We start from the raw sequence: 13,449 nt of genomic DNA on the forward strand, positions 1-13,449 counted from the left end.
GAATCCCGCCCTTATGGCGGGATTCGTCGTTTCTGCCAGTCGTAAATCTGCCCGCCCACATATCGACTGCGAATTTGCCGTCTATATTCTTTGCTGGTCGTATGGGTTACGCATCCGACTGCCCGCTCGACCGAACACTGCGGAGAACGGCGCCATGAGCCCACCTGATGAATACGACGACTTCAGCCATCGCCGCGTACTGCAAGGCCTTTCGGCAGGCACCGTCAGTGCCTGGACCAGTCCTCTATTTGCACAGAGCACCAGCATGACCAACTCCCCAGCCGATCTCATCCTGTTCAACGGTCGCGTGCACACGGTTGACCGGGATAAGCCTCAGGCCAGTGCGGTCGCCATCAAGGACGGGCGGTTTATCGCCGTCGGCAATGATACGGACGTCATGCCACTGCGCGGCGCCGGCACGCAAGTCATCGACCTGCAAAAACGCACGGTGATCCCTGGCCTCAACGACTCGCACCTGCACCTGATCCGTGGTGGCCTGAACTACAACCTCGAACTGCGCTGGGAAGGCGTGCCGTCACTGGTCGACGCCTTGCGCCTGCTCAAGAATCAGGCCGACCGCACGCCGGCACCGCAATGGGTGCGCGTGGTCGGTGGCTGGACCGAGTTCCAGTTCGCCGAAAAGCGCCTGCCCACCATTGAAGAGCTGAACAAGGCCGCGCCTGATACCCCGGTGTTCGTCCTGCACCTGTATGACCGCGCCCTGCTCAACCGCGCGGCGCTGAAAGTGGTGGGCTACGACGGCAATACCCCGAACCCGCCGGGTGGCGAAATCCAGCGCGATGCCAATGGCGACCCTACGGGTATGCTGATCGCCCGTCCGAACGCGATGATTCTCTACTCGACGCTGGCCAAGGGGCCGAAGCTGCCACTGGAGTATCAGGTCAACTCGACCCGGCAGTTCATGCGCGAACTCAATCGCCTCGGTGTCACCAGCGCCATCGATGCCGGTGGCGGCTTTCAGAATTACCCGGACGACTATCAGGTCATCCAGCAGTTGGCGAAAGACCAGCAACTGAGTGTGCGCATCGCCTACAACCTGTTCACCCAGAAGCCCAAGGAAGAGCTGACCGACTTCAAGAACTGGACCAGCACCTCGCACTACGGCCAGGGTGATGATTTCCTGCGGCACAACGGCGCCGGCGAAATGCTGGTGTTCTCTGCGGCTGACTTTGAAGACTTCCTCGAACCGCGCCCCGATCTACCGCAGACCATGGAACAGGAACTGGAACCGGTGGTGCGCCATCTGGTCGAGCAGCGCTGGCCATTTCGCCTGCACGCCACCTACAACGAATCGATCACCCGGATGCTCGACGTGTTCGAAAAGGTCAACCGCGATATCCCGTTCGACGGGCTGCCGTGGTTCTTCGATCACGCCGAAACCATCACCCCGCAAAACATCGAACGGGTGAAGGCGCTGGGCGGCGGCATTGCGATTCAGGACCGCATGGCCTTTCAGGGCGAGTACTTTGTCGACCGTTACGGCGCCAAAGCCGCCGAGCACACCCCGCCGATCCAGCGCATGCTCGCCGAAGGCATTCCGGTCGGTGCCGGCACCGACGCCACACGGGTTTCCAGCTACAACCCGTGGACGTCGCTCTACTGGCTGGTCAGCGGCCGTACCGTCGGCGGCCTGGAGCTTTACCCGCAAGGCCTGAGCCGCGACACGGCGCTGGAACTCTACACCCATGGCAGCGCCTGGTTCTCCTCCGAGCAAGGCTCAAAAGGCCAGATCAAGGTCGGGCAACTGGCCGATCTGGTGGCGTTGTCTGCCGACTACTTCAGCGTCGACGACGAAGCGATCAAATGGATTGAATCGGTGCTGACCGTGGTTAACGGCAAGGTGGTGTATGGCAGCCTCGAATTCGAAAAACTCGGCCCGCCACGTCTGCCGGTAATGCCCGACTGGTCACCGGTGGTGAACATGCCGGGTCACTGGAAACCCCTGGCACCGCTCACCGCTCAGATGCATCAATGCGCAGGCGCCTGCGCGGTGCATGCCCACGGCCATGAGCGGGCGCGCTTGTCGAACGCGCCGGTCAGCGACTTCCAGGGCTTCTGGGGTGCGCTTGGCTGTTCGTGTTTTGCGTTTTGACGAATGCTTTTGATAGTAAGCCCGCCATTGGCGGGCTTGCTGTTCAAGGATTTCAAGCACGCCCAACAGTGGCGTGGAGCTCAATGCCCATCGCACGCATCACTTTAATCACCGTGTCGAAGCGTGGCTTGGCGCCTGGCGCAAATGCTTTGTACAAGCTCGCCCGGCCAAGGCCTGAGTCATTCGCAATCTGGGCCATACCGCGCGCTTTTGCGACGTATCCAACCGCACGGATGAACTCGTCAGTGTCGCCCTCGGCCAAAACCTGAGAGAGGTATTCGCTGACCGCTTCGTCAGTGTCCAGGAGCTCCGCCATATCAAACGGCATAAGGGTATCGGACATTTTTAAACCTCCTTTGCCAATCTTTTGGCCTGCCGGATATCGGAAGGTTGAGTGGACTTGTCCCCGCCAGCCAGCAGGACCACGACAACGCCGCCGCGCATTGTGAAATACACGCGGTATCCCGCCCCGACATCAACGCGCATCTCGGATACACCTTCACCCACTGGTTTCACATCACCCAGATTGCCCGTTGTGGCTCGATCAATGCGTCGAGCGATGGCAATCCTTGCGCGTATATCACGTACAGATACAAGCCAATGAGCAAAATTCTTGGTTTGCTGGATCAGATAAGTCACGAGGAAGTGTATCCAATTGGAGACAGAAAGCAACCGTGTTTTGTGAGTCGAAGGGGCGAAAGATTCTTCTCGGCCACATTCAATCGAGGGTCACTTTATGCCTTGGTCATCCACGTGAAGCCCTACATAGATAACACCTGCCGGTATACCGAAACTGCCTTGCGAAGGTGTAGAGCCCGCCCCCGTAGCAGCTGCCGAGCCCGCGAGGCTGCGTTCGAGGACGTAGTCCTCGCCAATCCTGCGTACGCGGTTTTTCTGAAAGAACGTGTTGCATGATTTTACGACCGCTTCGCGGCCGAACGCAGCCTCGCGGGCTCGGCAGCTGCTACGAGTGTTTATGTTTGCCAACGTAACCTAAGTCACCGGCTACAGCGCCTTGCGTAGCGGCCTACACCTGCGCCAGAATCCGCCGGCTTGTGCGCTTTGGTCCTCGCCTCTATCGTTTCCGTGTCGCTGATTATCAGCGATCGGGTTTGGTAGCCCGGACACACGGCGCACAGCGTCACCTTATTCAGGTGCTTTTTGTCGGCATTTGTTTTTATGGTGGCCATGCGCAGGGCGCCCTCGGGCGCGCCGGTTTCCAAGTGTCCGGTCTACCAACCCGCGTATGGCCACCACCCTTCGTTTGGTAGCGAGGGTGATGGTTCCTCTACTTACATTTGGAGCATCATCATGTTCAAAGCCACACCGAATCCCCCCGAAACCGATCCGGTTTCCCCCTACGCCTCCCTCGACTCGAAAGAACTCCACGCCGCCGCACACCGTGCGCTGGATCATTACCTGGTGCTGCCCGAGACCAAGCAGTTGTTAACTGATCGCCGTCCCGGCTGCATTTTCGTCATTGCCCCCGACGTCGACTCTGAAACCCTGCTGGCCCACGCCTGCGAAACCCTGGCCTCGGTGAATGTCATGGCCAGTGATCTGGCGTTTGAGCTTGAAGGTCCCAAGCGCAATACCGCGCTGGCGATTCAGCAGATAATTTCCTTGGCCGAGTTGGCGGTGAATCGCGCCCTGGATCACCTCGATCCACCGGAGTAGCGGCCAACGCTGTGGGGCTCTTGTGGGAGCGAGCTTGCTCGCGATGACGATTTTACATTCGGCATCACTGGTTGCTGTCACACCGCTATCGCGAGCAAGCTCGCTCCCACATTCGATCCTTGCTGCCTCAAACTTTGTGTTCACTTAACTGACTGGCGGTTTTGTTGTTTCAGGTCAGACAAAATCAAAACGGTTTACCAACAGCAATCCGCAACTCGTCAACCGATAAAAATTTGCTGACACAAGATTGATCTCGATCAGCTAACCCTCGCCGCACTCTCTCTACCCTTGCGCTTCCATCAAAGGCCAGGGACGGCTCAATGGGAGCCTCCGGCCGCGCATCCTCAGGGAAGAGTCATTCATGCGGTCATTGAAGATCATTTTGTTGTCATCGGCGTTCAACGGTTTGACCCAACGGGCCTGGCTGGATTTGCGCCAGTCAGGTCACGAGCCCAGCGTGGTGCTGTTCACCGACGAAGCCTCGGTGTGCCGGCAGATCGAGGAATCGGCGGCCGATCTGGTGATCTGCCCATTTCTCAAGGATCGCGTTCCGCAACAACTCTGGAGCAACCCGCAGCGCCCGGTGGTGATCATTCACCCAGGCATTGTCGGCGACCGTGGCGCCAGTGCGCTGGACTGGGCCATCACCCAGCAGGTCAGCCGCTGGGGTGTCACCGCTTTGCAGGCGGTCGAAGAAATGGACGCCGGGCCGATCTGGTCGACCTATGAATTCAATATGCCCGCTGACGTGCGCAAATCCGAGCTGTACAACGGCCCGGTGAGTGACGCGGCAATCTATTGCATCCGTGATGTGGTGGAGAAATTCGCCAGCGATTTCGTCCCGACACCCCTCGATTACACGCAACCGAACGTCATCGGTCGCCTGAAACCGAACATGAAGCAGGCCGACCGCACCTTCAGCTGGCACGATTGCGCGCGGTTCATCAAACGCAGCATCGACGCCGCCGACGGTCAGCCCGGTGTGTTGGCGAGCCTGGCCGGCGGGCAGTATTACCTGTACGACGCCCACCTGGATTCACGTAGCGGTACACCGGGGGAAATCCTTGCCGTGCAAGACGATGCCGTACTGGTCGCGACCGGCGATCACAGCCTGTGGGTCGGCTCGCTCAAGCGCAAGGCTCAGCCGGGGGAAGAAACCTTCAAGTTGCCAGCGCGGCATGTGCTGGCCGGGAAACTCGATGATGTTCCGGTACTGGACGGCTCGATCGCCAATCAGCCGTTCAACGAGGCCACCTATCAACCGATCCGTTATCGGGAGTCGGGCCACGTCGGTGAACTGACCTTCGAGTTCTACAACGGTGCCATGAGCACCGAACAGTGCCAGCGGCTGGTCGAGGCACTGCGCTGGGCCAAGGCTCGGGACACCCAGGTGCTGCTGATCAAGGGCGGACGCGGAAGCTTTTCCAACGGTGTGCACCTCAATGTCATTCAGGCCGCCGAGGTGCCGGGGCTGGAAGCCTGGGCCAATATTCAGGCGATCGACGATGTCTGCCAGGAAATGTTAACGGCCCGGCAACTGGTGGTCAGCGGCCTGACCGGCGGTGCCGGAGCCGGCGGTGTGATGCTGGCGCTGGCCGCCGACATCGTTTTTGCCCGAGCGGGTGTCGTGCTCAATCCGCATTACAAAACCATGGGTCTGTATGGCTCCGAATACTGGACCTACAGTTTGCCCCGCGCAGTGGGCAGCGAAATCGCGCACAAGCTGACCGAAGAGTGCCTGCCGGTCAGCGCGTTTCAGGCCTGGCAGTTGGGGATGATTCAGGAGATCGGTCCGCGCTGCCCGCGCGAGTTCAGCCAATGGTTGTTGCAACAGGCCAAAGGCGCTTTGACCGATGAAAAGTACGCGGCATTACGAGCGCGCAAAGCCAGCATGGACCTTCAGCAGATCGAACACTGCCGCGAGGTCGAGCTGGCGCAGATGCAACTGGACATGGTGCACAACCGCCAGCAGTTCGCCGAGAAGTGCCGCAACTTCGTGTTCAAGCGCAAAACCTGCCAGACCCCGCAACGCTTGATTGCGCCGTGGGCATTGGAGCGCGAGGCAACGCTGATCGCTTGATAGGCCTGGTGATCGTTCCCACGCGGGAGCGTGGGAACGAGCTCGCTAGAGCAGCAAGGCGACCAGCGCGCTCCAGCCGGTTTGATGGCTGGCACCCAAGCCACGGCCGGTTTCGCCGTGGAAATACTCGTGAAACAGCACCAGGTCGCAGCTCAACGGGTCGGCCTGGAGCTGCATGTAGCCGACCATCGACGGTCGGCTACCATTTTCATCCCGCAGAAACAGCCGAGTCAGACGCTGACTCAAACTGTCGGCCACTTCCGCAAGCGATGCCAGATAGCCTGAACCGCTGGGGTATTCGACCGAAAAATTTTCGCCGTAGTAGCGATGAAACTCACGCAACGACTCGATCAGCATGTAATTGATCGGCATCCATAACGGCCCGCGCCAGTTGGAATTGCCACCGTACAACCGCGAACCGGATTCCGCCGGTTCATAATGGGCACATAGTTTGTTGCCATTGATCTGCATGCCAAACGGATGCTCGGCAAAGGCTTTGGACAAGGAGCGAACGCCGAATTCGGAGAGAAACTCGGCCTCATCGAGCATGCGTTTGAGCAGGTTTTTGGTGCGCTCGCCACGCAACAGCGCGAGCAGTATCCGATTGCCTTTGCCAGGCTCGGTCCAGCGTGAAATCAGACTCGCCAGGTCCGGCCGATGATGCAGGAACCCCAATAAGCGCTCACGCAACCCCGGCAAGCCTTCGTGCTCGTGCTGTTCCAGCACCTGCACCGCAAACAGCGGCATCAAGCCGACGATGGAGCGCAGGCGCAGTGGCTCATTGACCCCGTCGGGACGGTGCAGCACGTCGTAGAAAAACTGGTCCTGCTCATCCCACAAACCGTCATCGGCATAGTCCACCCGGTTGATGGCGCCAGCGATGTAGAGGAAGTGCTCGAAGAACTTCACCGCGATGTCGACATACACCGGATTACGCTTGGCCAGTTCCAGGGCGATGCGCATCAAGTCCAGCGCATACGCCGCTACCCACGCCGTACCGTCGGCCTGATCCAGCTGAAAACCGGGCGGTAACGCTGCCGAACGGTCGAACAGCGCAATGTTGTCCAGCCCCAGAAACCCGCCCTGGAACAGGTTGCGACCTTCGGCATCCTTGCGGTTGACCCACCAGGAAAAATTCAGCAGCAGCTTGTGGAAAATCCGCTCGAGAAAATCCATATCGCCGACACCGGTCAACACCTTGTCACGCTGATACACCCGCCAACTGGCCCAGGCATGCACCGGCGGGTTGGCATCGTCGAAACGCCATTCGTAGGCCGGCAGTTGGCCGTTGGGGTGCATGAAGCGGTCTTTGACCAACAGCAGCAGCTGATGCTTGGCAAACCCCGGATCGATCAGCGCGTAAGCAACGGCCTGAAAGCCCAGGTCCCACGAGGCGTACCACGGGTATTCCCAGGTATCGGGCATGGAAACGATGTCGGAGTTCGACAAATGCCGCCAGTGGGTGTTGCGGATGTTCAACCGTCCAGGCGGTGGCGAGGGTTGTCCGGGGTCGCCGTCGAGCCAGCGATTGACGTCGAAGTAATACAACTGCTTGGACCAGAGCAACCCGGCCAGCGCCTGCCGCTGAACGTTACGCGCATCTGGATCCGGCATTTGGGCTTGCAGCACCGCGTAATAGTCATCGGCCTCCAGGCGACGGCGTTCGAACAACGTCTTGGCGTTGACCTTCGGCGCGATGGTTGGCGCAAAGCGCAGGTAAATGATTTTGCGCGCCAGCCCGTCCAGTTCGAGAACGAAATGCGCCGCGACCCGAGTACCGGCGTCACGTCGAATCGCCTCCGCGATTCCGTCTACCAGATAATCGTTGATGCCATCCTTGAACGGGCCGTTGGCGGGCACACCGTCGAGTTTCGGATGATTGGTCTGGTTGTCGCAGAACAACCACTCACACCCCTCCTCGCCCCAGGCACTGAGTTGCCGGTCCGCCAGCATCGGGTGCTGCGCCAGGACCGAGTCGCCGGTCAGCGTCAGGCTGGGCATGTGCCGGTCGCCGCCCCAACTCCAGGTGTTGCGCGCCCACACCTGAGGCAAGACCCGCAGACGCGCCGGCAGATCCGAACGGTTGTGCACGGTGACCCGCATCAACAGGTCATCCGGGCTGTGCTTGGCGTATTCCACCGTCACGTCGAAATAGCGGTCGTCTTCGAACACCCCGGTATCGAGAATTTCGTACTCGGTATCGCAAAGGCCCCGACGGGCGTTCTCGGCCACCAGGTCGGCATAGGGGAACGCAGCCTGCGGGTATTTGTAGAGCATGCGCATGTAGGCATGGCTCGGCACCCCGTCGACATAAAAATACAGCTCTTTGACGTCCTCGCCGTGATTGCCTTCGGCATTGTTCAGGCCAAACAGACGCTCCTTGAGAATCGGGTCGCGCTCGTTCCAAAGCCCCAACCCGATGCACCAGTGCTGGGCCCGGTCGCAGAACCCGGCCAACCCGTCCTCGCCCCAACGATACGCCCGGCTGCGCGCATGCTCATGCGGGAAATACGTCCAGGCATCGCCATCAGCGCTGTAATCCTCGCGCACGGTGCCCCATTGCCGTTCACTCAAGTACGGGCCCCATTCGCGCCAGCACTCCGCCTCATCGCCAGCCAAACGCTGGCCTTCGACGGTGTCGAGAATGTTCGTGGCCGACTTTGCTGTCATGGGAACGTCCGTTGTTGTCCGGGATGGTTTGCAGTGTAGAGCGTGGATTCGCGCCGATGCACGCCGCTTCCTGTTCATTCAACTCGAGTTCAGGCGCACGCTTGCTCTACACTGCGGGGCTCTTCACCTCAGCGACGGCTTATGGACATCGATCTCGCCCGCACCTTTCTGGAAATCGTTCGCTGCGGCAGTCTTGCGGCCGCCGCCGACAAGCTGCACGTCACCCAGACCGCGATCACCGCGCGGGTGCAGAAGCTCGAAAGCCAGCTCGCCAGCACCTTGTTCGTGCGCAACCGCGCAGGTGCTCGCCTGACCGCAGACGGTGAAGCCTTTGTGGTGTACGCCAATCAGCTGGTACAGACATGGGAAGCCGCGCGCCGGGATTTGCCGTTGCCGGAAGGCTACCGCAATGTTTTGCACATCGGCGGCGAGGTCAGTTTGTGCAATCCGTTGATGCTCAGCTGGGCTCGCGAACTGCGCGAGAAAATCCCCAGCCACGCTTTGCGCACGGAAATCCGCGACGGCGAAAACCTGCTGCGCCAACTGGAATTAGGCGTGCTGGATGCCGCGCTGGTGTTTCAACCCGAGTACTGGCCACAGTTGCAAGTGGAGCAACTGCTGGAGGAGAAACTCATCCTGGTGCGCCTGCCGTCCAGGCCCGAACCCTACGTCTATATCGACTGGGGCAAGGCGTTTCGCCGCCAGCACGACGCGGCGCTGCCAGACAAGGCCAAAGCCGCGGTGAGTTTCAACCTCGGCCCGCTGGCGCTGCAATACATCCTGCAAAACGGTGGCACCGGTTATTTCCGCACACGTGTGGTTCAGAGCTACCTCGACAGCGGCGTACTGGAACGAGTGCCCAAAGCCCCGGAATTCAGTTACCCGACCTTTCTGGTGTACTCGCGGGATCGCGACTCGGCGGTGCTGCAACAGGCGTTCGAGTTGTTGCGAGAACTGGTCAAGGCCGACAGCGACTGGTCGCAACGCTGGGATCCGTTGAGCTGAGCAACCTCCACACCCGTTCGGCGTGAATAATCACCTACTCCCGACATCCATTGGCTGAATAATTTCTCCGCGACTAGTCTTTTGTTAATAACAACGACAACAGGTGATCGCGGTGAGGCAAACCACGCAGGCGTTTCGTGCACGTTACCGGGCCGATATTCATCGGTTCTACAACCCGTGGCTGCACGGCGGTTTTGTATTGGCCTTCGGTGTGCTGGGTATCACGCTGTTCTGGAGCACCGTGCATCAGGTGCAACCGCTGGAATGGCTGGCGGTGCCGCTGACGCTGTTGTTTTTCAATTTCGCGGTCTACGGGGTGCACAGGCACCTGGGCCATCACAAAAAGGCTTTTGCGCGGTTGTTCTATGCCCGGCACGCGGGCGATCACCACAGCTTTTTTGCCCCCGGCTACATGACCTACGACACGGCGCGCGACTGGCGGGTGATTCTGTTTCCGGCGTGGCTGATCGTACTGCACAGCCTGGTGATCACCCTGCCCGCCTGGTGGCTGCTCAAACAGCTCAATGGCAACGTCGCCGGACTGTTCGCAGGCTGCATGATCCTCGGCTACCTGACTTATGAGGTGTTTCACGCCTGCGAGCATCTGCCGCCAGGCAACCCCGTCACCCGCCTGCCGTGGATTCGCCAGATGCGCCGCCTGCACGCACTGCATCACCGTCGCGAGCTGATGCAGGAGCACAATTTCAACATTGTTTTTCCGCTGATGGACTACCTGTTCGGCACGTTGTATTGGGAAGCCGAACCCGATCATTCGCACCTTGAAACAAAGCGAGCGCCCATGACCCGCCTGCAACACCAGATCGACATCGCGCGCGAGCCGATCGCCGTGCTCGCCTACGCCAGCGACGCGACGCGTTGGCCTGAGTGGCACCCTTCATCGCTGAAGGTCGACGGCCAGCCAGGACCACTGTACGCGGGGGCACGTTTTGAAGAGGACATTCATGCGGGTGGACGAGCCGGGCACTTGAGCTGGGAGGTCGACGAGTATTTGCCGGGGCGGCGCTGGAGCGCTCGCGCTCAGGGTGATCATGGCCTGGAACTGCTGCTGACCTATGAATGCGCCAGCGAGGGTGGTGGCACGCGCTTCGTTCGCACCCTGGAATACCGTTTCAACGGACGGCTGATGCGCCTGGCCAACCGACTGCTGCTCAAGCGACGTATCGAGCACGAATCGGCAGTCTCGATGCTGGCCTTGCGCGACATGGCACAACGGATGATTCCGGTCCAGACAGGGGCAATCGCCTGATGCGCAATACACCACGTCGAATCAGCGTTCACAGGGTGCTGATAGTACTGCTGGTCATGATCGGCCTGTTTCTGTTTCTCGCACCGACCAAGGTTCAACCGGTGGCCTGGACACCGCAGCCGGCGCCCTCATTGCAATCCGGGGTCTTCGCCGAGAACCAGATACTCAAAGGCCTGGAACAGACCGGCGCGGCGAACATCAACGGGCCCGAGGCACTGTTGCTGGAGGACGGTTTCCTGATCACCGGTCTGCACGATGGCCGGGTGATCCGCACCAGCCTCGATGGCAAGACGCTCAAGGTGCTGACCAACACTGGTGGGCGGCCGTTGGGCCTGGCGCGTCATCCGGACGGTCGGCTGATCATTGCCGATGCGATCAAAGGCTTGCTGGCCCTTGACGCCCAGGGTCAGTTGGTTGTGTTGAGCACCGAAGCCAACGGCCTGCCCTTTGGCTTCACCGACGATGTCGCAGTCGACAAGACCGGGCATTACGCCTACTTCAGCGACGCTTCCAGTCACTGGGGGTATGGCAAGGATGGCGACGCGATTATCGAGCACGGCGGCGACGGTCGCCTGTTACGTTACGACTTCCAGACAGGGAAAACCGAACAGCTGATCGACAAACTGGAATTCGCCAACGGTGTCACGTTGGGGCCAAACGATGCCTTTGTGCTGGTCAATGAAACCGGCGCCTATCGCATCACCCGCTATTGGTTGAGCGGTCCCCGGGCGGGCAGCCACGAGGTGTTCGTCGACAACCTGCCAGGCTTGCCGGACAACCTCAGTTTCAATGGCCATGAGCGTTTCTGGGTCGCGCTGTACGCGCCCCGTAACGCCCTGCTCGACGGCACGGCCGGGTATCCGTTTGTGCGCAAGCTGATCGTGCGGGCAATGATGGTTTTGCCCAAACCGGTAGAAAAGCGTGCGTTCGCGCTGGGCGTGGATCTGGACGGCAGGATCATCGCCAATCTGCAGGACGCCAGCAGCGGCAATTACTCACCTGTCACCACGGTTCGCGAGTATGGCGACTGGTTGTATTTCGGCTCGCTCAAATCCAGCCACATGGCGCGGTTGCCATTGGCCAAAGCGTTGCAATCATCAGAGTAGAGGCCGAACAGGGGGCGACATGGCGCCCCCCTACGTTGGTCACGTTCTGACAGAACCGTTCAAACTCCGGGATATTTCGTCTTTGATCGAAAGGCGCTTTGCCTTGAGCTTCGTCACTTCGTCATCTGCCAGAGCCTGGGCCTCTGCCTTCAGGACCTGCTTGTCGATATCCGAATATTTGTCCAGCAGCGCGTTCAGGTGAGGATCATTGGCACGCTTTTGCTGAATGACTTCCTTTGAGCAGCTCAGGTCCTGATACAGGTCATGATTAACCGGCATGGAACACCTCCGTTTGTTGATCGGTGGCGAACGCCTTTGCACGCGCTCGCCAGTTATCAGAATGGCCTCGCTCGGCGGTTGCTGTCGACTATCAATCAGACCAGCGGTGCCCGTTGGTCGGACGTGTCGTTATCGTCACCGCATTGCGTCGTCCCTACCCACCAGAATAGTCTCGTGCCCGCCGCTGTGTTGAGCACCGTGTGTCGGCAACCGGAATATCAGTCGGTACCGTACTTCGGCGATCGCGGCCCGTACAGCAAGCCCGCCGGGTGTCCCGCCGACAGCAGTCGTGCGCTGGTGATACCGGCAATCGGGTGACCGGCGTCGGTGGAGCTATTGATGACCTGCTTGACCGCTGCGGTGATCAGCGCACCCAACAAACCGCCTCCACTGTTGTTGCCACCCTCTTCGCTCGACGCGCTGGCCGAGCCGGTCCACAAGGTCGTGCCCGTCTTGAGGTCCACCAGTTTCGCGCTGGCGGTAACCACGGTTGCACTGGAGATCACCATGTAGCGAGTTCCGTAGTCAGTCACGGTAATGTAGAGCGCGGCATCGGCACCGAAGATCTCTTGCAGTTTGTTGGCCGGCGCCTGGTGGATGTCCGCCGGCGTGGTCAGGCCGTTCTGGTGGAACGTCTCGTCGACCAGCGCGATCGGCAGCACGTAGTAACCGGCTTCAGCCAGCGGGTACGTAACCTGCGAGAGCATGCTGTAGGACGCCTTGACGTCCGGCGAGTTGTTCAGCGGCGGCAGTACCAGAATGGTTTTTGGACGGCTTTGCTTGTAAGCCGAGTAGTCCACGGTCTTGGGGCTGACGCAACCGCCGAGAACGGCCAGGGCCAGCAAGCCGGCCATCAGTTTCAATGAGCGCGCGATCATTGGGCATCTCCGGTCTTGGCGTTTTTAAGCAGAAAATTCATGTACGGCGTCGACTCGGGAAACAGGGTCTTCTCGGTTCTGAACTGCTGCACCATCTGATCGTCCTTGCCCAGGCTCAGGTACAACAGCCCCAGGTGAGCGTGGTAACCAGGCGGCGGCGTCTTGCCGGTGGACTTGATCTTTTGCAGGTCGCGCTCCAGCGCTTCGGCCTGAGCTTCCTTGGGCTCTTCGCCTTTGAAATACTCATAAACCTGTGGCTGGTAGCCTTCCCACTGGTAAAGGGTTTGCGGACTGTTGCATCCGGCCAGCAGGCCACTCACCAGCAACACCGACGCCATCGGCGCCCACGACATATAACGCTTGAACATGCTTGT

12 protein-coding genes are annotated in these 13,449 nt (G+C 60.0%); 6 read left to right on the plus strand and 6 right to left on the minus strand.

Going from position 1 to position 13,449, the window contains the following annotated elements; genetic code table 11:
• The first annotated feature begins 265 nt into the window (after positions 1 to 265).
• The gene (locus AC1DIG_RS22035; RefSeq protein WP_477769062.1) at positions 266 to 2,113 is read left to right on the plus strand and encodes an amidohydrolase; all 1,848 of its coding nucleotides are present in this window, start codon (positions 266 to 268) and stop codon (positions 2,111 to 2,113) included.
• Positions 2,114 to 2,165: 52 nt separating this feature from the next.
• Here AC1DIG_RS22035 and AC1DIG_RS22040 read toward each other — a convergent pair whose 3' ends face one another.
• Both AC1DIG_RS22040 and AC1DIG_RS22045 read right to left on the minus strand, forming a co-directional pair.
• Positions 2,166 to 2,456 (minus strand): addiction module antidote protein, encoded by a 291-nt coding sequence (locus tag AC1DIG_RS22040; RefSeq protein ID WP_123425943.1) that lies wholly within the window; start codon positions 2,454 to 2,456, stop codon positions 2,166 to 2,168.
• A 2-nt stretch (positions 2,457 to 2,458) separates the two neighbouring features.
• Entirely contained in the window at positions 2,459 to 2,752 is a 294-nt protein-coding gene (locus AC1DIG_RS22045) for a type II toxin-antitoxin system RelE/ParE family toxin (RefSeq protein WP_477769007.1), read from the minus strand.
• A 672-nt stretch (positions 2,753 to 3,424) separates the two neighbouring features.
• Here AC1DIG_RS22045 and AC1DIG_RS22050 point away from each other — a divergent pair.
• Together AC1DIG_RS22050 and AC1DIG_RS22055 are read left to right on the plus strand one after the other, a co-directional pair.
• The gene (locus AC1DIG_RS22050; protein ID WP_477769008.1) at positions 3,425 to 3,790 is read left to right on the plus strand and encodes a DUF6124 family protein; all 366 of its coding nucleotides are present in this window, start codon (positions 3,425 to 3,427) and stop codon (positions 3,788 to 3,790) included.
• A 361-nt stretch (positions 3,791 to 4,151) separates the two neighbouring features.
• Complete coding sequence (locus tag AC1DIG_RS22055; protein WP_477769009.1) at positions 4,152 to 5,870, plus strand: hydrogenase maturation protein; 1,719 nt, start codon at positions 4,152 to 4,154, stop codon at positions 5,868 to 5,870.
• Positions 5,871 to 5,915: 45 nt separating this feature from the next.
• On the opposite strand, the gene AC1DIG_RS22060 is transcribed toward AC1DIG_RS22055, so the two are convergent.
• Positions 5,916 to 8,540, minus strand: a complete 2,625-nt coding sequence (locus AC1DIG_RS22060) for an MGH1-like glycoside hydrolase domain-containing protein (RefSeq protein ID WP_477769010.1) — start codon at positions 8,538 to 8,540, stop codon at positions 5,916 to 5,918.
• Positions 8,541 to 8,681: 141 nt separating this feature from the next.
• Between AC1DIG_RS22060 and AC1DIG_RS22065 the strand changes: the two genes are divergently transcribed.
• From AC1DIG_RS22065 to AC1DIG_RS22075, 3 genes are all read left to right on the plus strand, one after another.
• Positions 8,682 to 9,545, plus strand: coding sequence for a LysR family transcriptional regulator (locus tag AC1DIG_RS22065; RefSeq protein WP_477769011.1), 864 nt, complete (start codon positions 8,682 to 8,684; stop codon positions 9,543 to 9,545).
• Between the two features lie 112 nt (positions 9,546 to 9,657).
• Positions 9,658 to 10,812 carry a sterol desaturase/SRPBCC family protein gene (locus AC1DIG_RS22070; RefSeq protein WP_477769012.1) on the plus strand — a complete coding sequence of 385 codons (1,155 nt, stop codon included), beginning with the start codon at positions 9,658 to 9,660 and terminating at the stop codon, positions 10,810 to 10,812.
• The gene (locus tag AC1DIG_RS22075) at positions 10,812 to 11,918 is read left to right on the plus strand and encodes an SMP-30/gluconolactonase/LRE family protein (RefSeq protein WP_477769013.1); all 1,107 of its coding nucleotides are present in this window, start codon (positions 10,812 to 10,814) and stop codon (positions 11,916 to 11,918) included. Before AC1DIG_RS22070 ends, AC1DIG_RS22075 begins: the two co-directional genes overlap by 1 nt.
• A gap of 39 nt (positions 11,919 to 11,957) precedes the next feature.
• Here the strand turns inward: AC1DIG_RS22075 and AC1DIG_RS22080 are convergent, their stop codons facing one another.
• From AC1DIG_RS22080 to AC1DIG_RS22090, 3 genes are all read right to left on the minus strand, one after another.
• Positions 11,958 to 12,197: an HP1242/YdcH family protein gene (locus AC1DIG_RS22080; protein ID WP_216742265.1), complete on the minus strand. Its 240-nt coding sequence runs from the start codon at positions 12,195 to 12,197 to the stop codon at positions 11,958 to 11,960.
• A gap of 218 nt (positions 12,198 to 12,415) precedes the next feature.
• The gene (locus AC1DIG_RS22085) at positions 12,416 to 13,075 is read right to left on the minus strand and encodes a DUF799 domain-containing protein (RefSeq protein ID WP_477769014.1); all 660 of its coding nucleotides are present in this window, start codon (positions 13,073 to 13,075) and stop codon (positions 12,416 to 12,418) included.
• The gene (locus tag AC1DIG_RS22090; protein ID WP_477769015.1) at positions 13,072 to 13,443 is read right to left on the minus strand and encodes a DUF4810 domain-containing protein; all 372 of its coding nucleotides are present in this window, start codon (positions 13,441 to 13,443) and stop codon (positions 13,072 to 13,074) included. Before AC1DIG_RS22090 ends, AC1DIG_RS22085 begins: the two co-directional genes overlap by 4 nt.
• Positions 13,444 to 13,449 lie beyond the last annotated feature (6 nt).

This window comes from Pseudomonas sp. 05N431 (genome assembly GCF_056397005.1).